This window comes from Xanthobacter sp. NM-59 (assembly GCF_021401125.1).
Classification (GTDB): Bacteria; Pseudomonadota; Alphaproteobacteria; order Rhizobiales; family Xanthobacteraceae; genus Xanthobacter.
The window spans coordinates 1-18,333 of the sequence record NZ_JACBFQ010000018.1 but is presented as its reverse complement, the minus strand read 5'-3'; the positions used below and the strand labels follow the sequence as shown (position 1 = coordinate 18,333).

General features: G+C 62.5%; 18 protein-coding genes and 2 pseudogenes. 9 read left to right on the top strand and 11 right to left on the bottom strand.

The features are described from left to right. Window positions 1-31 precede the first annotated feature (31 nt). From L0966_RS21550 to L0966_RS22620, 4 genes and pseudogenes are all read right to left on the bottom strand, one after another. Window positions 32-334 carry a hypothetical protein gene (locus L0966_RS21550; protein WP_234054166.1) on the bottom strand — a complete coding sequence of 101 codons (303 nt, stop codon included), beginning with the start codon at window positions 332-334 and terminating at the stop codon, window positions 32-34. Further along, a complete protein-coding gene (locus L0966_RS21545) occupies window positions 331-2,049 on the bottom strand; it encodes a hypothetical protein (protein ID WP_234054165.1) in 1,719 nt (572 codons plus the stop codon). The genes L0966_RS21550 and L0966_RS21545 overlap by 4 nt, the downstream gene beginning before the upstream one ends. Before the next feature lie 57 nt (window positions 2,050-2,106). Further along, window positions 2,107-2,712, bottom strand: a complete 606-nt coding sequence (locus tag L0966_RS21540) for a hypothetical protein (protein WP_234054164.1) — start codon at window positions 2,710-2,712, stop codon at window positions 2,107-2,109. Window positions 2,713-2,761: 49 nt separating this feature from the next. Then, a pseudogene (locus tag L0966_RS22620) lies at window positions 2,762-2,998 on the bottom strand (SMEK domain-containing protein); the annotation flags it as partial. A 416-nt stretch (window positions 2,999-3,414) separates the two neighbouring features. Here L0966_RS22620 and L0966_RS22615 point away from each other — a divergent pair. From L0966_RS22615 to L0966_RS21520, 3 genes and pseudogenes are all read left to right on the top strand, one after another. Next, complete coding sequence (locus L0966_RS22615) at window positions 3,415-6,858, top strand: AAA domain-containing protein (RefSeq protein ID WP_234054162.1); 3,444 nt, start codon at window positions 3,415-3,417, stop codon at window positions 6,856-6,858. A 287-nt stretch (window positions 6,859-7,145) separates the two neighbouring features. Next, window positions 7,146-8,359 (top strand): annotated as a pseudogene (locus L0966_RS21525) (DUF932 domain-containing protein). Between the two features lie 264 nt (window positions 8,360-8,623). After that, window positions 8,624-10,390: a ParB/RepB/Spo0J family partition protein gene (locus L0966_RS21520; protein ID WP_370640804.1), complete on the top strand. Its 1,767-nt coding sequence runs from the start codon at window positions 8,624-8,626 to the stop codon at window positions 10,388-10,390. A 177-nt stretch (window positions 10,391-10,567) separates the two neighbouring features. On the opposite strand, the gene L0966_RS21515 is transcribed toward L0966_RS21520, so the two are convergent. Both L0966_RS21515 and L0966_RS21510 read right to left on the bottom strand, forming a co-directional pair. Further along, on the bottom strand, window positions 10,568-10,777 hold the full coding sequence (locus tag L0966_RS21515) for a cold-shock protein (RefSeq protein WP_234054161.1): 210 nt from the start codon (window positions 10,775-10,777) through the stop codon (window positions 10,568-10,570). 176 nt (window positions 10,778-10,953) lie between these two features. Next, window positions 10,954-11,160 (bottom strand): hypothetical protein, encoded by a 207-nt coding sequence (locus L0966_RS21510; RefSeq protein WP_234054160.1) that lies wholly within the window; start codon window positions 11,158-11,160, stop codon window positions 10,954-10,956. A 218-nt stretch (window positions 11,161-11,378) separates the two neighbouring features. On the opposite strand from L0966_RS21510, the gene L0966_RS21505 reads away from it, so the two are divergent. After that, complete coding sequence (locus L0966_RS21505; RefSeq protein WP_234054159.1) at window positions 11,379-11,678, top strand: hypothetical protein; 300 nt, start codon at window positions 11,379-11,381, stop codon at window positions 11,676-11,678. A gap of 54 nt (window positions 11,679-11,732) precedes the next feature. On the opposite strand, the gene rpsU is transcribed toward L0966_RS21505, so the two are convergent. Further along, on the bottom strand, window positions 11,733-11,987 hold the full coding sequence (gene rpsU / locus L0966_RS21500) for a 30S ribosomal protein S21 (RefSeq protein ID WP_234054158.1): 255 nt from the start codon (window positions 11,985-11,987) through the stop codon (window positions 11,733-11,735). Between the two features lie 131 nt (window positions 11,988-12,118). Next, window positions 12,119-12,925, bottom strand: a complete 807-nt coding sequence (locus tag L0966_RS21495) for a transglutaminase family protein (protein WP_234054157.1) — start codon at window positions 12,923-12,925, stop codon at window positions 12,119-12,121. 108 nt (window positions 12,926-13,033) lie between these two features. On the opposite strand from L0966_RS21495, the gene L0966_RS21490 reads away from it, so the two are divergent. The 4 genes from L0966_RS21490 to L0966_RS21475 all read left to right on the top strand — a co-directional run bounded on the left by L0966_RS21490 (window position 13,034) and on the right by L0966_RS21475 (window position 16,018). After that, entirely contained in the window at window positions 13,034-13,789 is a 756-nt protein-coding gene (locus L0966_RS21490) for an N-formylglutamate amidohydrolase (protein ID WP_234054156.1), read from the top strand. Window positions 13,790-14,181: 392 nt separating this feature from the next. Beyond that, on the top strand, window positions 14,182-15,477 hold the full coding sequence (locus tag L0966_RS21485) for a UDP-N-acetylglucosamine-peptide N-acetylglucosaminyltransferase (RefSeq protein WP_370640805.1): 1,296 nt from the start codon (window positions 14,182-14,184) through the stop codon (window positions 15,475-15,477). Window positions 15,478-15,536: 59 nt separating this feature from the next. After that, on the top strand, window positions 15,537-15,782 hold the full coding sequence (locus L0966_RS21480; RefSeq protein ID WP_234054154.1) for a hypothetical protein: 246 nt from the start codon (window positions 15,537-15,539) through the stop codon (window positions 15,780-15,782). Next, entirely contained in the window at window positions 15,779-16,018 is a 240-nt protein-coding gene (locus tag L0966_RS21475) for a hypothetical protein (protein ID WP_234054153.1), read from the top strand. Before L0966_RS21480 ends, L0966_RS21475 begins: the two co-directional genes overlap by 4 nt. A 555-nt stretch (window positions 16,019-16,573) precedes the next feature. Here the strand turns inward: L0966_RS21475 and L0966_RS21470 are convergent. The 3 genes from L0966_RS21470 to L0966_RS21465 form a co-directional block, all read right to left on the bottom strand. After that, a complete protein-coding gene (locus tag L0966_RS21470; RefSeq protein WP_234054152.1) occupies window positions 16,574-16,720 on the bottom strand; it encodes a DUF1488 family protein in 147 nt (48 codons plus the stop codon). 338 nt (window positions 16,721-17,058) lie between these two features. Then, on the bottom strand, window positions 17,059-17,187 hold the full coding sequence (locus tag L0966_RS22345; protein WP_255684238.1) for a hypothetical protein: 129 nt from the start codon (window positions 17,185-17,187) through the stop codon (window positions 17,059-17,061). A 165-nt stretch (window positions 17,188-17,352) separates the two neighbouring features. Continuing rightward, on the bottom strand, window positions 17,353-17,595 hold the full coding sequence (locus L0966_RS21465; RefSeq protein WP_234054151.1) for a cold shock domain-containing protein: 243 nt from the start codon (window positions 17,593-17,595) through the stop codon (window positions 17,353-17,355). Window positions 17,596-18,197: 602 nt separating this feature from the next. Here L0966_RS21465 and L0966_RS22610 point away from each other — a divergent pair. Next, window positions 18,198-18,333: transposase (locus L0966_RS22610; RefSeq protein WP_370640806.1), on the top strand; the 136-nt coding region annotated here is incomplete at its 3' end.

Below are 18,333 nucleotides of genomic sequence, written 5' to 3'. Positions count from 1 at the left end.
GCAGGCGATGACCGTGTCCCGGACATTGTCGTCATAGGCTTCCTCGAGCACGCCCCCCGGGTGACTTAATCTTGAGTATGTGCGTTTTTTCGAGTTCGGCCGGGTCGAGATAGATTTCGTGCGCCAATTCGAGATAGGTCGCGAGCGTCGGATACTCCACGCAATAATATTGGTTATATTGCGCGCGCAGGTCGTTCGACCAGGAGAAGAGCTGGTTGTAGACGTCCGTGAACAGCTGCGCCGCGAGCCCGGCTGGCTTGATCTTCAAAGCATCGAGAAATTCGTCGAGCGGCGGAATCCGGCGCAAGGGTAGGACGAGATCCTTCTCGGTCATGCTATGGCTCCCGCGGATGCTGCGATGTCCGCCAACAGAATTTGCACCGCCGTGGCTCTGGCCGGTCCGACCAGCACCAGGGCTGCGGCGCAATTTACGGCGTCCCCTGCGTCCTGGAACAAGCTGGAGGTGCGCTCTCGTTCCAGCCAGCCGGCGTGCGCAGCGGCGTGCAGGAAAAACGCGAGCCATTGGGGTGAGTATCGCACCAGGCCCCGGCCGCCTTCGTCCTCCCCGACGTCGGCCACCAGCTCATTGATGCTTTGCCGCCACGCCAGCGCGTCGTAGTCGCGATCGCCGCCGAAGATCGCCCGAATGAATGTGGCGTGCTCCGCGTCTTCGAGGTCGTTCAAATGGCCGATGAGGATGGCGATGTTCAACAAATCGGCTGCGTTGCGCCGGTGCAGCAGAAACAGCGCGACGCGCGGCCACCGCCGAGAGGCGCCGGCGTCCGCCAGGATGCCCTTAACGTGCGCGACGTCCTCGCTCGTCTGCACCGAGGGGGGCAATAGGCGGACGTTGAGGCTGAAATGCTCGGTGAAGTTCGGCGCCGCCTCGCACGCCGCGATCGCGGCGGTATCGTTCGCGTTGCGCGCGAGCAGATAGGCGTAGCGGTAGACGCCTTCATAGACCGGGCGGCTGGGCAACCGGGCCAGCATTTCGGTCAACGCTTGGGCATGGCCGGCAGCGGCACGACCGACCAATTGATAGGCGATGGTGAAGTCCCTCAGCTCGTCATAGGTAAACGAGATGGCGAGGTCGCCTACTGCCGCGAGCCCCCCGCTATCGACTTCCCGGCGGAGGATGACGTCGTCCTCGACGAAGCGCCGGACGATCTCTTGCTCCTCGGCCGAAAAATCGCGCACCGAGAGCTTGGAAAAATCGTCCGCGGCGAGCATCGACGCCGCGATCTTGAACAAGGTGGGCTGGGCCTTGGCTTGGTGCTGCAAGGGGAAGGAGCCGATCTTCTTGCGCAAATAATCGACGAACAGATCGCCTTTGTAGATGTCGGTCACGTACCCAACATCGCTGCCCTCATAGCGTTCGCAGAAGATCCGCAGCAGCAAGAGGTCATTCTCGAGGAACGCCTTCGCTTGCCCTTGCCGCGACCCTTTGATGCGGAAATGCGCGAGATAGGCGTTCAACAGCCGGGCCTTGCTGAGGTCGGTCATTTCCGAGCGCAAGTCGTTCACGCGGTGGATGTGCGCTGCGAATGGCTCGTCGAGCATCGTTGCAAAGCGCTCGTCGAAGAACTCGCTTCGGCACGTGATAACGAGCTTGATACAATCATATTGGCAAACCGCGCTGCAGAACGCCTTGAGCTCTTCGTTGAACGAGGTGAGATCAGTCACTTCGTTGATCCCGTCGATGAGGATCACGAACGGCTTTTCGACGTCGTGCGCGACCTGATCGAACAGCGCTAGATAATCGTGCAGCTTGGTGCCGTCGGGCGCATAGCGGTTGTGCGCGATATAATTGAACAGCCGCGTGCCCGGCGCGAAGCCGTTCAGCTGGCGCGCTGGGATGAATAGGCACGGAATTTCGAAGAGCCGGAACTGGTTCTCGACCAAGTCGCACACGAAATTGGTCTTTCCCTGACCGGCCATGCTGGTGACTAGGAAGATCTTGTTGCAAATGAGGCCGATCAGCGCGCGCGCATCGTTCAAGCGCGATGTCAGCCTGCTGGCGGTACCCTCGAGCTGGAGCCGCGCGATCATCCACCCCGCCGACTCTGGGTTCACCGGTTCGTAGCGAGCCTCGCCGGTCTCGCGGCGTCACGACAATGGGCGAACCTTGGCCAGCTCGACGCCGATCGCTTGGTCGACCTGATCGAGCCACGCGCCGAGTTCGGCGAAAGTCGCCGGCGTGGCGCTGAGCAGGCAGGCATCGAGCTCAGACACGAGCTCGGGCTCGCCGGCAATTTTGAGGCTGGCGTTGAGGTGATCATAGGCGAAACGGCGGAGCTTGTCCTGAATCTTGCGATAGAAGAAAAACGGGTTGGCGAAGAGCCTCATCTGTTCTTTGGCGGAGTACGTTTCCACGAAGATTGCGGGAATGTATTTCCGCGATGTCTTTTCGACCTCGATCCTCTCGGTCGAGAAGGCGAGAAAGTTGTTGAGCTGCTCGCGGAACTTCACCTGGCTGTCGCGCTTCGCCCAGCCCGACGCAAGATAATGATCGATCGCCTCCAGCTTGTCGGTCTCGAGATGCCGAATGCGCGTCAGTATATCGTCCCAATCGATCACGTCCGCGGCCGGATCGAACGGAATCGTGAGCGCCGTGATCGCCCGTTCGAGCGACTTTGCCGTGTACGAAGCCTGCTTCTCGGTCAGCGCGAGGCACGTAGAGGTGGTCGAAAGTCTTATCCAAATCATGCTCATGAAACGTCGCGAGCATTTTCTCGATTTTACTGGTCGACCCGTCGGTGGTTACCTGAAACGAGACTCTGGTCGTCGCGCAGCCCAGGTCCACGGCCGGGAAGTTGGCTTGGATCTTGTTCATGTTTTGCAGATCCGGGCATTCGAACGCCTGCTTCAAAACGGGGATCAGGAAATCTTCGGCAACCGAATTGATGTCGAAGCGTCCGACGGCGTTGAGCGCCCTGATCTCATGGACCAGGCGCCCTGCATATTTCGCAATATTGTTGAGGTGGTCGTCGCGGTTCATCGGGCATCCCACCGAAGCGGGGATCGGCGCGAGAGGTTGTCGCTGACCTCGCGCTGTAGCTGCTCGATAGGCCCGTCTGCGAATGACATGAAAGGTCCCCCTAAACCGTTGATTATCGAGAATAATGGAAAGCAGCGCAAGCAACACACGCAGGCGTTCTATAACCTGAATGGCGCTGGCTGGCGTCTTATAGGGGACGCCGGCTCAAGATGAGCAGGCATGATCGCGTGCGCGCCGGTTGAAGGCCACTTCCACGATTCTGCGCCAACTGCAGCCAGTCGGCTCCCGGCCCCAGCTACGGCCTTCGCGCCCAAGCCAGATATTTCCGGCAAACGGCGTGCTCGCCATACCAATGTTGAACGCCCGGCAACCCTGTGGGAGATAGCGGATAGGACAAACGCATTTTTGGACAGGCAGTGGCTAGGCCGGATCTTGCTATTCTCAAATACTGGCGCTCGGCTGTCGTTGACAGCGCGATCGGAGACGTCTGCCTGAAGGCAAAGGCGCTCGCGGAGTTTCGCAGCCTGTCGGCCGAGGAAGCCGCAACTGGCATTCTTGGACGAGAGGCCGTCGATTTCCTGTTTTCCAAGCTGCCAGCGCGTGTGCAGTGTGTTGCGGTCAGTTATCGCCCGCTCCATGTTCGCCGCCAGAGCATGCACGCCTATGCGCGCCGCGATGGCCTTCCGCCCGACGTCACCCCGATCGTCACCGAAGCGCGAGTCACACGGGAAGGCCGGATCATTCCCGGTCGAAGCGTGATCGCGCGGGATATCCTCGAGCCGCTCGCGCGCGACACGTTCTCGATCGGCCGCGTAGCGGATCTCGACAGCTTCCTGACGGCACATCCCTTCCCGGCCGACGATGAGGGGCCGGATCTTTGGCTACGCCATCAGGACCACTGGCAACGGATGATGGCAGAAGTCGGTGGTGACTGGCCGGCCTTCGACCCGGAATATCAGATCGTCGGGCGCGGGCTGGTTCGCCCCGCGACCGAAGCGCCCGAGACCGTAAGGCAGATCCTCCTCCTGAGCGATGCACTCATCAAGGAGCAGCCGAAGACCCCGCTTCTGGCAAATTTCGCGCGCAGAGCTCCCTGCGACATCGAACCCGCGCGTCGCGCGCCATTCCCGTTGGCGGAGCGTCTCGGCCATTCCAACGATACGTTCCCCGTCGCCGACCATCAACGCGAAGTGCTCGCCCATCTGGCGGTGGCGCGCGACGGCGACATTCTTGCCGTCAACGGCCCGCCGGGCACCGGAAAAACGACGATGCTCCTGTCGGCAATCGCCGGAGAATGGGTGCGCGCCGCGCTGGAAAAAGCCGATCCGCCATTGATTGTCGCGGCGTCCTCCAACAACCAGGCCGTCACGAATATCATCGACGCCTTCGGAAAGGATTTCGGGCACGGTGAAGGTCCGTTCGCGGGCCGCTGGCTGCCGGGCATCAAAAGCTTCGGCCTGTTCCTCGTGGCGGCCAGTAAGGAGAAGGAAGCATCGGCCAACTATCAGACCGAAAGCTTTTTCCAGGAACGCGAAACACAGGAATATCTGAGTGAGGCGCGCGCCGCCTATCTGGATGCGGCCCGGAACGCCTTTCCGCATCTGAAGCAGGCCGATGTAGCGGCGGTGATCGATGCCCTGCACCGGTGCCTCAAAGAGGAAAGTGGATTGCTCGTTCAGGCCGACGAGGCTTATGCGAGATGCCGCGAGGCGGAAAATGCCGCCTGCCGCATGCTGGGCGATGATCCGGAAGCCGCCCTTGCAGGACGCCGCGAAGCGATGGAGCGCAGCGAGGCCGAGAAGGCAAAATTCGACGCGCTCCTGCACGAATGGGAAGGTTGGCTCGCGGTCGAGCCGATGCTGCTGTCGCTGTTCGATTTTCTGCCGCCGGTCGCGCGAAGGCGGGCCTTGCGGGCGCGGCTGTTCCTGCGCGAAGCCGGTGCGTCCGAGGCGCTGGCGTCGCTCGAACGGATCGACGCGATCGATGACCGGCTGAAAACGCGGGCGCGTGATGCCGCGGCGCGAGTGAAAGAGACGACGCAAGCCTATGGGCAGGCGGCACGGGCCATCGCCGAGCAAAAGGCGCGGGAAGAAGAATGGCGCGCTCTGGCCGGGACGCTCCTTGCCAACGCGAAGGACAGCGCCGATCCCATGGAGTTCGATCGGGCAGCCGACCGCCTCGTGCGTTTCCGCCTTTTCCTGCTCGCCACCCATTACTGGGAAGGGCGCTGGCTGCTGGCGATGGAGATGGCCCTGCCAGCGCTCCAGCGGGCGCGGCGGAGCGGCCGCGGCGGCAATGACCGCGACATCGTCGAACCGATGTGGTCGCGCCGGATGATGCTGACGCCGTGCGCCGTTTCCACCTTTGCGACCCTGCCGCGCAAAATGACCTGCCGCGACAACACTTCGGGCAGCTATCGCACGGAATACCTGCTCAATCATATCGATCTTCTGATCGTTGACGAGGCCGGGCAGGCACTCCCGGAGGTCGCCGGGCCATCTTTCGCCCTGGCGAAGAGGGCGCTGGTGATCGGGGATACCCAGCAGATCGAACCGATCTCCGAGCTCCCACTCGCCGTTGATACCGGCAATCTGATCGAGGCCGGGCTTCTGCCTCCCCGCGGAGGACACGAGGCTTTGCGGGCGCTCGACAGGGTCGGTCTTACATCGCACAGCGGAAGCACGATGCGTCTCGCGCAATCGGCCTGTCGTTTCCATCCCTATCCGGAGGGGGAACGGGGGCTCTATCTTTTCGAGCACCGGCGCTGCTTCGACGAAATCATCGGCTTCAGCAACGACCTTTGCTACAAGGGAGCCCTGCAACCCATGCGCGGTCCGGCCCCGGACGGCTCGCTGCGTCCGATGGGCTACCTCCATGTCGACGGCATGGCGATGTCGGCCGGCGGCAGCCGGTTCAATCCGCTTGAGGCGAAAACGATCGCCGCCTGGCTCGCTGCCAATGCCGACACACTGAAAGCGCGCTACGGCAAGGAGCTGGAAGAGATCGTCGGGATCGTGACGCCTTTCGGTCGGCAGGCCAGCGAAATCCGCAGCGCCTGCGCTGCACAAGGCATCGACGTCAGCCGGAAGGGTATGACCGTCGGCACCGTGCATGCGTTGCAGGGGGCCGAGCGCCATGTGATCATTTTCTCGCCAGTCTACTCCAAACATGCCAATGGCAATTTTATCGACCTCTCGCCCAGCATGCTCAACGTGGCGGTCTCGCGCGCGAAAGACGCCTTCCTCCTCTTCGGGGACATGGATACGTTGGCCTCGGCACCGTCAGGTAGTCCGCGATCCGTTCTCGCCCGTTTCCTCGGCAAGGATAGCGCGAACGAGATGGTCTTCGAAGCGCTGGCGCGGACCGATCTTTCGCGAGGCACGCGAGCGCTCGAGCCCCTGCGCGACGCGGCCGAGCACGACGCCTTTCTGCTGAAGGAATTTGCGAGCGCCCAGCGAAGGCTGTGCGTCGTCTCGCCCTGGCTCAACATCGCAACCATGGAACAGGCCGGCTTCATCGCCGCCATCGCAGCGGCCCGGTCACGGGGCGTCGATGTGGACATCTACGCCGATCCCCAGCTGACCCGCGAGCGGGGCAGGCCCGGACAGGATATTTTCAAGGAAGCCCATGAGGCGTTGACCGGAGTCGGCGCGTCGGTCCATGCCGTCCGACAGCTTCACAGCAAGCTGGTGTGGGCGGACGACATGTTGCTTGCGGTTGGCTCGTTCAACTGGTTCAGCGCTCACCGGACCGGCGAGTTTGCCCGCCACGAGACCTCGGTCGTCTATCGCGGCGGTCATCTGGGATCGGAGATCCAGATTCTCGAAGACAGCCTCAAGGTCCGCACGCTGACCTTGTAAACTTGGTTCAGCGAACCGATCAGCGCCGTTTTACAGGGGTTTTGGAACGGCAGCTTATCCTAGACCCTGATCGAAAACCGGCCAGTCCGCTCCCGGCCCCAACCCGCCATTCGTTGTCGTCGCAGCGAACTTCTGCTTCTGGCGCACTCCAGAGGTAGTGGCAGCATCGCCCTCTCTCGCGTCATTGCGGCGGGATACCATCCATCGGAGCGACGCGTTTTTGAGGCGGCGAGGTTGAGCCCCTCGTCCGCTGAGAGTGAGAGGTTGGACCGGATTTCCGTGACGGGTTGAGGATCGGGCGAGAGGCTCCCGGCACCCGTCGCAGAGTTTGGTCCCATGATCGAGGTTCAGGTTCTCGAAGGACACCGCGATGCGGCGAGCGGAACGGCCGTGTGTCCTCCGAGAGGTTCTCCCGGCCGGCGGACAAGCGCTATCTGTCGCTGTCGGAGCTCTACGGTGGGGTGCGCGGCAGGTCCGACCGGAGCCGGACGCGCACCGTGGAGAGCGCCGCCATCCGCGTCGAGGCGAGCCGAGAGGCGCCGGACCGGCTGACGCTCGCGCTGCCCGGGGCAGACGCTCCTGTTGCCCCCACCCACTGGAGCTTCGGCCAGCTTGCGAGCCTCATCGGGGCACCGGCATCTTATCTGCGGCAGCTTCCCGCGCCGCTCGCCGGCATCAACCTGCAGCACGGCCTGCTGACGCACCGCGCTGAGCAGGTGAAGACGCTGGAGGTGGAGGACGGCCGGGTTGAACTCCGGGCAGTGACCGGCCCTGACTACGGCCGCATCTATGACCATGAACTGGTGGACGCCGTGCGCCGTGTCGCCGGCAATGGCACCGGCGACACCCGCTGGAAGGTGCCCGGTGTGCTCGACTGGTCGACCGGCATCTACAATCCCCGCGTCGATATCACCAGGGACACCACCACGCTCTACGCCTCCGACCGGGACGTCTTCCTGTTCCTGGTGGACGACCTCAACCCCATCGAGGCCGGCCGGTTGCCGGATGGCTCGCCCGATCTGTTCTTCCGGGGCTTCTATTGCTGGAACTCGGAGGTCGGCGCCGAGACGCTGGGGATCGCCAGCTTCTATCTGCGGGCCGTCTGCCAGAACCGCAACCTCTGGGGGGTGGAGGATTTCGAGGAGATCACCATCCGGCACTCCAAGTATGCCGCGGCCCGCTTCGCCCATCAGGCGGCGCCGGCCCTGGAGCGCTTTGCCACTTCCTCCCCCATGCCCTTCGTCAACGGCATCAGGGCGGCGCGCGAGCGCATCGTTGCGCGCACCGACGAGGACCGCACCGAGTTCCTGCGCCGCAATGGCTTCTCCAAGGCGGAGACGCAGCAGGTGATCGAGACCGTGCTCGCCGAGGAGGGGCGAAAGCCTGAGAGCGTCTTCGACTTCGTTCAGGGCATCCCGCCGTGGCGCGGGACAAGCCGCACCAGGACGCCCGCCTCGATCTGGAGGCCCGGGCAAAGAAGCTCCTTGATCGGGCTGCCTGAGATCCGCATTGCCGGAGAGACGCAATGCCGTGTCTCCGGCTTCGTGTTGATCCGGATTTCCTCATCGTCGGCTTTGCGGCGCGGCCCTCAGAGGTAGAGGGCGGCGCCGTGCTTTGTGACGGGTTGGAGGTCGCGAGAGAGGTTCTCCGGCCGCCCGTCGCGGAGACGCATCCCATGGCCACGGCCGTTCAGAAGATCACCCTTTCGTCCTAGCGGGACATTCCCTTCAACAGGCTGCTGCTCAGCCAGTCCAACGTCCGCAGGGTGAAGGCCGGCGTCTCCACCGAAGAGCTCGCCGAGGACATCGCCCGGCGCGGCCTGCTCCAGGGACTCAATGTCCGCGCCGTGGTTGACGCCGATGGCATCGAGACCGGCATATATGAGATCCCGGCCGGCGGGCGGCGCCACCGGGCGCTGAAACTGCTGGTGAAGCGCAAGCGCGTCGCCAGGACCGCGCCCGTGCCCTGCATCGTGCGGGAGGGCGGTATCGCCGAGGAGGATTCCCTCGCGGAGAATGTCCAGCGCGCCCCGCTCCATCCCCTCGACCAGTTCCGCGCCTTCCTCGCCCTGCGGGAGAAGGGCCAGTCCGAGGAGGAGATCGCGGCCGCCTTCTTCGTCTCGGTCGCGGTGGTGAAGCAGCGACTGAAGCTAGCCTCGCTTTCCCCGAAGCTCCTCGACACCTATGCCGAGGACGGCCTCACCCTCGACCAGCTCATGGCCTTCACCGTGTCGGGCGATCATGAGCGACAGGAGCAGGTGCTGGAGCGTCTCGCCCAGGCTTACGACAAGCAGCCCCATGTCATCCGACGCATGCTGACCGAAGGCGCCGTCCGAGCCAGCGACAAGCGGGCCCGGTTCATCAGCATCGAGGCCTATGAGACGGCCGGCGGCACGGTGCTGCGCGACCTGTTCCAGGGGGACGACGGCGGCTGGCTGCAGGATGTCACCCTCGTCGATCGCATGGTGGCGGAGAAGCTCGCCATTGAGGCCGATGGGATCCGCGGCGAAGGCTGGAAGTGGACCGAAGTGGCACCGGACTTCGCCTATGGCCACACCTACGGCCTGCGCGAGCCGCGGGGTGAGCCGACGCCCCTGACCGCGGAGGAGGAGGCAGCTCGGGCGACGGCCCAGGCCGCATATGATCGCCTCTCCGAAGAACATGCCGATGCCGACGAGCTTCCCAAGGAGGTCGATGCGCGGCTCGGTGAGCTCGAGGCGCTGCTGGAGGCCTTTGATACCCGCCCCCTCGCGTTCGATCCGGCGGAGGTCGGCCGCGCCGGCGCCTTCGTCAGCATCGCCCAGGACGGCAAGCTCCGGGTGGAGCGGGGTTATGTCCGCCCGGAGGACGAGGTGCCGGTCGAAGAGGAGCATGCCACTTCCACCGAGACCGATGATGCAAACCATGTGGCATCGACTTCTCTCCAGGAGGCGGCCACACCCGATGCCCCTGCTGAGCCCGAGGAGGAAGACGGCCTCGCCCCGATCTCCGACCGGCTGCTTACGGAGCTGACCACCCATCGCACCCTCGGCCTGCGACATGCGTTGGGCGAACAGCCCGATGTGGCCTTCCTCGCGGCGGTGCACGCCCTCACGCTGAAGGCCTTCTACGTCTATGGCTCCGACAGCTGCCTTGAGCTCAATCTCAAGAGCGTTTCGCTCAATGCCCAGGCGCCGGGCCTCAATGACAGCGTTTCGGCCGAGGCCATTCGTGTCCGGCATGCGAGCTGGGCCAAGGCACTCTCAAAGGAGCCGGTCGCGTTCTGGGATAGGGGACGAAAAATGACAGCGATCGCCGATCTTCAGCATGCCTCCGCGGACATTAGCCGGCGGCAGGTTTGCGCACCGGCCTTCGGACCGCCGCACACTTCAAGGAATTCTCCGCTTCGAGGGCTTCCCGCTGTGCGCGAAGCTTGGCGCTCCTCTCACGGACAGCCTCGAAGTCGCTTTTGTAGCGTTCCATGGCGCGGGCAATGGATTCCTCCAACTGGCGACGACTGTCAGCACTGGAGAGGTGATTTTGATGTGTTGTGATTGGTGTCATACTATAAGATATCATAAATATAGAGAAACAGAGTGCATCGTGCGTGAATATTAGATAATTATATTAAAAAAGCTCCGCCGTGTCGAGGCGGAGCCTTCTCAAGCACTCCCCTTCAGGGAGAACTCCACGCCATCGCCAGTACATCCGTGGTCGACGGCAGAGGAGGGTCACGCGGCCTGGAGATTGCCGGCCGAACTCTTTCCGGACTTGTTGTCCCGAACGATCTCGAACTGGAGCTTCTGCCCTTCGGCGAGAGACTGCATTCCGGCGCGCTCGACGGCGGAGATGTGCACGAACACATCCGATCCGCCATCGTCAGGCTGAATGAAGCCGAAGCCCTTGGTGGCGTTGAACCATTTCACGGTACCGATATTCATGACGATTTCCTTTCAATCGTGCAAAGGGTATCCGCCTGACAAATCAGGCAGGAAATAGAGCTAGATATTGAAGGAAATTATCGTCATGTGCGCTGTGCGCACCAGAAAATCAGCCGTCAAGATCAGACAAAATCAATATAATGCGCAATTGTGTTCACGGAGAGGCCGGAATTTTTTTAGTCGAGAGAACCGATCTTTGCTGCGAGACGGCGCAGCTCGGATTCCCGGGCCACCCGCTCGAAAGCCTCGCTCTCCCCCTTGATCCGATAGCTGGGCTCACCCCGCTCGGACGGCAGCTCGCTGACGATCCGAAATCGCCCGGACGGCGAACGGAACCCCGTGACGAACTCGACCCAACCACCACTCTTGAATTTCGCGCTCATCGTTTTTTTTAGCACGTTTCACTATCAGCATGGGCTCAATTCAGGGGGAGGATCCATATTTTTCCTGGCAACCGATGTTGGCGAGCAAACAGCTTCGGTTGTGTTAGTCTGTTCGCGGCTTCTGTCAGGAAGCTCGAGGAGCCATAATGAAAATCATAAGCGTGCTGGCTTGTCTTCTCTGCGGGGGAGCTTCCTCTGCCCTTGCGTATTCCCCGGGCATGACGCTGGATTTCACATGGATCGGATTGGTCCTGTGCACACCAAGACCAAGCAGCCCCGAGTTCCAGGTGGAGAACGCGCCGGCCGGAACCGTGCAGTTGCGCTTCGCGCTGACCAGCCCGAGCGGCGGCGAGCTGGGAGGCTCCGACGTGCACCTGCCCGCCCGCGGAATCGTTCCGCGTGGCGCCGTTGCGTTTCAATCCCCGTGCGTGGGCGGGATGTATACGTGGACCGTCGAGGCCATGGACGCAGACGGCAAGCCCCTGGCGCGCGCGACGCTAACCCGCCCGTTTTATTGAGGCGCTGACGGCTGTCGAGCCGGCGCATCGCTTGCGCCAGCCCGCCATCTTGCTTCAGCGGGATGTCGAAGTTGCCGGTTTTCTCTCGCGGCGCTTGGGAGCCGCAATCGCCCCCTCCCGCTGCGCTTTCTTGCGGGCCGCCTTGCGGTGGCGGCGTACAGCCTCCGCGTGCTCTCGCACACGCCGCTCCGACGGCTTCTCATAGGCCTTGCGCTGCTTCATCTCGCGGAAAACGCCCTCGCGCTGCATGCGCTTCTTGAGGACTTTGAGCGCCTGCTCGATATTGTTGTCCCTGACGAGAACCTGCAAAAGATATCCGATCTGAAAGTCGTCCCGAGTCCCTGGCCATTGTATGGCCGCTCGCTAGGATAGCCGACTGCGGGCCGGCTGGAGGCATCATAGAGGGGATGAGCCCGCAACGCGATGGCCGCTGGCCCCCTTCACGCCGTTTCAGCCGTCACCACCTTGAAGCTCTCAAGCGTCGAGGGCCCAAAAGTGGTCACGATAGCGACGTCGGTGGCGTCGCGCCCCCGCGCCATGAGGATGCGGCCGATGCGCGGCTGATTGTGCCGGGCATCGAACGTATACCAGCGCCCGCCGAGATAGACCTCGAACCAGGCGCTGAAGTCCATCGGTGCTGGATCCGGCGGTACGCCGATGTCGCCGAGATAGCCGGTGCAGTAACGCGCCGGGATGTTCATGCAGCGGCACAGCGTGATGGCGAGATGGGCGAAGTCGCGGCACACGCCCTGCCTGAGCGTATAGGCATCGAACGCCGTCTTCAGCGGGCTCGCATGCGCGTAGTCGAAGGCGATATGGCCATGGACAAAGTCGCAGATAGCTTGCACCAGGGGCCAGCCCTTGGGCGTGTGGCCGAACATGGACCAAGCGATGCCGGAGAGCCGGTCCGTCTCGCAATAGCGGCTGCCCAGGAGAAACACCAGCACGTCCACCGGCAGGTCGCCGAGCGCGTGCTGGGGCGCATCCAGGGCCACGTCGTCGGGCCGGCCGCTGTCGCGGATGACGAAGTCTGCATGCATGGTGAGACGGCCGGCCGGTGCCTCCACGACATGGCAGAAATTGCCGAAGCTGTCGTGATAGGTGTTCGCCAAGATCGGCGGATTGAACAAGGCGCGATCGAGACTGACGAGGTCGTTGATCCGTGATGGATGCACGCTCAGGGTGAGGATCATGGGCGTGGGTTGAGGGCAGGTATAGGAGATTTCGTAGCCGGCGTGGATGAGCATGTGAAACCTCGAAGGAATGAGCGGGCATCGCCCGCGCCTTCAGCTATGGTGGGTGCGCAGCTTCGAGCCGCGCAATGGGCGTGGCCGGAGCCGCGAGGGTCTCAAAAGGTGGAGGGAAAGTTCTCTTTGCTGGCGGCGGACGACATGCCACCCGGCTCAATCTTCAATGCCGATGGTCGATCCGCGTTCCTCATCGTTGCGGATCATGCGGGCAATGCCTTTCCCTGCGTGTTGAGTGGCCTTGGCCTCGATGCTACGGACCGGGAGCGCCACATTGCGTGGGATATCGGCATAGCCGGAGTCTGTCGGTCCCTGTCAGACCTACTCGATGCCACGCTTGTACAACAGAACTATTCCCGCCTCATCATCGACTGCAACCGGCCGCCGAGCACGCCTCAATCCATCCCCGATGTGAGCGACGGCACCCGTGTGCTCGGCAACCAGGGCCTCGACACAGCGACGCGGCAGATGCGGGAAGCAGAGATATTCCAGCCCTATCACGCACATATTGCTATGGAGCTCGATCGGCACCAGGCGGAAGGCAGGCCTGTGATCCTCATCGCCATGCACAGTTTCACGCCGGTTTTCGCCGGCTTTGTGCGCCCGTGGGATGTCGGTGTCCTCTACCATCGCGACAACCAGTTCGCGAATGCACTGCTCGACGTGCTCCGGCGAGAACCCGACCTGACGGTCGGCGACAACGAGCCCTACGATGTCGGGGACGCGACAGATTGGACCATTCCCGTCCATGGCGAACGCCGCGGTATTCTCCATGTCGGTGTTGAAGTTCGCCAGGACCTGATCACCCGACCACAGGACCCAGGCTGTCTGGGGGGCACGCCTTGCCGCCCTGCTGCGGGCTAGCCTTACGCGATGCACGGCCATGGCGCTGACTATGCCCTCCTCATAAAGGCATAGCGTCGAGAACCGACGACGAGGGGCATACTCCACCCGTGCGAAGCAGCGTCGTGGCGGCGAGAAAGTCGCGCCATGCGGCCCATTTCTTGCTTTAGCAACCATGTCTGACCTTCGAAAGTGCGGGTGCCGATCCCGCCGCCCGGCGCGACAGATGCCCTCCGCCATATTGTGGGAGGCCAGCATCGTGAGACGGAGGAGTGGCCATGGACAGCTTCGGGCGTAAGCGCGGCATGTGCGAGTGGGGCGACCTTGATGCCGACGACCTGGCTCTCGATACCGTTCTGGCGGATGGCATCGGCCATCACCTGTCGCCCTTCCATCTCCTCTCGGTTCCTGGCATGAGCGCGCGCCAGCAGCGCACTTGCTCCGAACTGTGGACCCGTGACCGCCGCGCCGCCGCTTTCGCCGAGCGCGCCGCCCTCGGCTTTTGTCATCCCACCCGCAGCGCGCGAAAGATTCGCCTCGGCTATCTCTCCAACGACTTTCAGGAGCATGCCACCGCCCATCTCCTCGTGGAGGTGCTGGAGGGGCACGCGCGGGACGACTTCGAAGTTTTCGCCTACTCCTTCGGCGCCGACGATGGGCTACCCATGCGTCGTCGCTTGGTGGCGGCCTTTGACCGCTTCGTCGACATTTCCCACTTGGATGATCAGGCGGCGGCGAAACGCATCCACGCCGACGGCGTCGATATCCTCATCGATCTCAAGGGGTTCACCGCGCGGGCGCGCACCGGAATCATCCTGCTGCGACCGGCGCCGATTATCGTGAGCTATCTCGGCTATCCCGGCACCATGGGCGCAGGCATCTGCGACTACCTCATCACGGACAGGTTCCTCACGCCGGCTTCGAGCGCTCCGGAATACGCCGAGGCCCTCGCCTACATGCCCCACACCTACCATCCTCACGGCCGCGGCACGCCCCTCGGGAGGAAGCCCGGTCGACGCGAGGCGGGGCTGCCGGAGCACGGCTTCGTCTTCTGTTGCTTCAACCAGCCCTACAAGATTTCTCCGGAGACATTCGATATCTGGTGCCGGCTGCTGGCCGTCGTGCCGGACAGCGTCCTGTGGCTGCTGGACCACCCCCAAGCAGCGGGGAACCTGCGCAGCGAGGCGATCCGGCGTGGCGTCGACGCACGCCGCTTGATTTTCGGGGCGAACCTACCACAGGCAGAGCATCTCGCCCGGCTCCAGGTCGCCGACCTGATGCTCGACACCGCGCCATTCAATGCCCACACCACGGCGAGTGATGCGCTTTGGGCTGGGGTGCCCCTGGTCACGTGCCCCGGCGAGACATTCCCTTCGCGGGTGGCCGGCTCGATCCTCCACGCCATCGGCCTTGGAGATCTCGTGGCCGGGAGCCTTGATGATTATTTCACGCTGGCCTTCAGCCTCGCCACCGAGCCGGACCAGTTGTCCATCGTCAAGGGGCGTTTGGCCGCCAACCGTCTTGTCACGCCGTTGTTCGACGTTGCAGCCTACACCCTCGGCCTCGAAGGGCTCTATCGCGCCATGGTCATGCGCCACCATGCCAAGCTGCGGCCTTCCGCGGTCGGCGCACGGGCCGAGTACGCGCGCCTTTCGACTCCAACGAACATCCGAAAACCGCATTCCTCACAGATGATGCTCCTATCGTGAGGCTCGCCGGATCGGCTGGTGGCTTGCGTATCTGCACCACCCCAAAATTGGAGCCTTCGATGTCCCAGCCCATCGCCCATACGCTTCGGCTTTCCGTCGACGGAGAGATCCAAGTGATGCGCTCTCTTGAGGAGGCCGCCATCTTCGTTCGGCGCCACCCCTTGGGCGAACACGCAGGATCTCTGCTGGACCAGATCGCCGGCGCGTCCAATCCCCTCCTGACGGACCGCGCCTGGGTGGCCGTCGCCACGTTCGCCGATGCCATGCAGCGCTCGGGGAACGTGACCCTTTCACGCAGGGCATGACCATGGTCACACCGACCAATGAGGCGATCGCTCGTTCCGTCTGCGAACGAGGCCTGCGCGCGCGAGGCGAGATCGCCGAAGCCGATATTCAGTCTTTCGTCGACCGCTTCTGGCAGATCGTCGCCGCGAAGCTCGACGCCCAGCTTATCGATGTTTCTGGTGGCCAGATTCAGCACACCATTGAGCAAAGCGTTGATGCCTACTGGGACTGGTGTCTGAGACATGCTGAAAAATAGATGCGGCAGAGGGAAAGCCCGGTGCGCCTTCAAGCAGATAAACTGAGCGCAGCGCACCGGCTCAAGGCAGCGGTAGTAGGCGCGTATGAGCGCGACCCATCGTCAGTGCGCCTTCTCGCGGTGCTGCGATTGTCCCGAGAGCTGGCAGAAGAGATTGATGTTTTGCGGCGCGCCATTTACGACTTTGACGATCGGGTCGAAATGTGCAGGAAGCCTGGGAATTGATCATTCCGCCACCTCCGGCGTTTGAGGGACGGACTTCTCCGCCGTGTTCCCCACCCCTCGTGCCCCGGGCTGGCGATAGCGAGAGAAAAGATCTGCGCGCATTGCCCACAGTAACGTCGCGAGATTCTCTCACCCTCGCCCCTGCTCTGCGGCGTACCAAGTCGCGAAGCAATGCGATGCGGTTAAATTTGTGGAGCGTCTGATGGTCAGACCCTGGAAATCGGAAATAGAGAGAAGATTGAAACTCTTGCGCCGCCGCGCATAGATGCTCAATGCGATGCATTCGATCCTGGCGCGGTTTGCGTCAAAGACGTGCAGCAAAGCCGCTGCCTACCGCCCGACCCGCGGACTGAAACGATGCAGCACCTCTTCATCCACCTGGACTGCGATCTCGAAGGCGGAATCGTGGCCCCAGGACATGACGCAGCGCCGAACCGGATCATAGACGCGGCTGGCGTTGGGAAAGTGGAGCGACATTAGAAGTCTTTGTGATGGGTTGGCCCATAGAGGCACGCGCTACGGCACAGAGGAGACCGTGGCTCTTCCTTGCGACTCCGCCGGTCCTTCAACGGCCTGGCGTCCAACTCAGCCGGGTCGATGGCCAGACGTGCATTTTCCCGCAGGGCGCCAAAGGTGCCGGCGCTTATAGCACGGTCGTGGTGCGTCGGCCGGTGACAAAACCCCCGGAAGGCGTCTCCTCGTCGATCGCCACGCGATTAGATCCACGCCAGCCAGATACCTTCAGACCAAGCCATCTGGAGAGGATGATCACGCTTGATCACCATATCACAAGTCCGGGTTTCTGCTTTGCTGCCTCAGTTTTTCTTCTTCGGCACTCCGACCGAAATTGGTGCCCCCTTCGCGAAGGAAGGTGCAGCCACGGGTTCCTTCGGCTTTTTGGGCTTCTTGGCTTCGCGATTGCCGCGCAATTGACCCTTGGCCATTGTCCTCTGCTCCTTTGATGAATGTAGATGAATGCTGCGGGCGGAACATGTAGCCACGGAACCTCAAGGGTGCGGGCTGCCAAGTGCCGGACGCTTTGCTGGCGGAACGCTTCCAAATCGCCCGCTGAAGCTGCCGTTGCATCCGAATTCAGCCACGGCGAAACTCTACAAGAGCCGGCCAGCTCCGAACGATCCGGAGCCCAGCAGTTCATCGGGACCAGCCGAGAACTTGCCGCTCTTGCTGTTGGTCATGAGGTCGACGCTGAACTTCTGGCTTTCGCGCGGATCACCCACACCCATGCGCTCAACCGCGCTGATATGGATGAGCGCATCGTTGCCGACGGCGTCGGGAGTGATAAATCCAAAGCCGTTCCAAGCGCTGAACCACTTCGCGGCTCCCTCAGCCATGGGGAAACCTCGTCAATTTTTGGAATAGAGCTTGCGGGCCTTGCCCCGCCGCCGAAATCGCATTTTCCGGCGCGAGATTTGGTTGGATTCAGATTTGACCCTGCATCGATCTAACTGAGTCAGACTTCTTTTGACAAAGGCACCATGCTCTCAAACACAGACAATGGCAATCAAATATTGAATATTAAATATGCTTGACATTCTGCGCCCGACGCGCGGCGACGATCTACGAATTTTGGCTTCCCATGGGATCGCAAATAGGATTCAACCCTGGTTTTCGAAGGTCCGCGATAGATTGCGACACGCTTCGCGACGACCTATGGGAGCGGATTGAGAGCTTAGGGTCTGGCGGCACCAAGGGCAGGCAAGGGCCGCATACGGATAGTTGCAAATTCCTCACGATACCTCGTTGTGGATGGCACTCGGGCGATAGGCGCAATCCTATCCTAGCACTACATTGGCGGATTAACAGATTGATAACGTTCAGGTGCTGAGGTTTGCGCCCGGATTGGATCGCGGGCCATGGCGATCTGGGATGAGGCGCCGGGGGAGTTTCTGAAGCCGTTCGTGGCCCTGCTGGGGCACAAGAAGCGGCGGCAGATGTGTCCGCTCTATGTGCGGGGCTGATTGGTCCGGGCGAGCGCAAGAGCATGCAGCCCATGGCCGAGCGGCTCGAGCCGACACGGTATGACCGCTTCCACCACTTCATCTCGGATGGTCTATGGGACGAGGCCCCCT

Coding starts and splice junctions, on each gene's coding strand:
- L0966_RS21550 (WP_234054166.1), bottom strand. CDS start 334: ATGACCGAGAAGGATCTCGTCCTACCCTTGCGCCGGATTCCGCCGCTC.
- L0966_RS21545 (WP_234054165.1), bottom strand. CDS start 2,049: ATGATCGCGCGGCTCCAGCTCGAGGGTACCGCCAGCAGGCTGACATCG.
- L0966_RS21540 (WP_234054164.1), bottom strand. CDS start 2,712: ATGAGCATGATTTGGATAAGACTTTCGACCACCTCTACGTGCCTCGCG.
- L0966_RS21515 (WP_234054161.1), bottom strand. CDS start 10,777: ATGAATATCGGTACCGTGAAATGGTTCAACGCCACCAAGGGCTTCGGC.
- L0966_RS21510 (WP_234054160.1), bottom strand. CDS start 11,160: ATGAGCGCGAAATTCAAGAGTGGTGGTTGGGTCGAGTTCGTCACGGGG.
- L0966_RS21505 (WP_234054159.1), top strand. CDS start 11,379: ATGACGCTGGATTTCACATGGATCGGATTGGTCCTGTGCACACCAAGA.
- L0966_RS21495 (WP_234054157.1), bottom strand. CDS start 12,925: ATGCTCATCCACGCCGGCTACGAAATCTCCTATACCTGCCCTCAACCC.
- L0966_RS21485 (WP_370640805.1), top strand. CDS start 14,182: ATGAGCGCGCGCCAGCAGCGCACTTGCTCCGAACTGTGGACCCGTGAC.
- L0966_RS21480 (WP_234054154.1), top strand. CDS start 15,537: ATGTCCCAGCCCATCGCCCATACGCTTCGGCTTTCCGTCGACGGAGAG.
- L0966_RS21475 (WP_234054153.1), top strand. CDS start 15,779: ATGACCATGGTCACACCGACCAATGAGGCGATCGCTCGTTCCGTCTGC.
- L0966_RS21470 (WP_234054152.1), bottom strand. CDS start 16,720: ATGTCGCTCCACTTTCCCAACGCCAGCCGCGTCTATGATCCGGTTCGG.
- L0966_RS22345 (WP_255684238.1), bottom strand. CDS start 17,187: ATGGCCAAGGGTCAATTGCGCGGCAATCGCGAAGCCAAGAAGCCCAAA.
- L0966_RS21465 (WP_234054151.1), bottom strand. CDS start 17,595: ATGGCTGAGGGAGCCGCGAAGTGGTTCAGCGCTTGGAACGGCTTTGGA.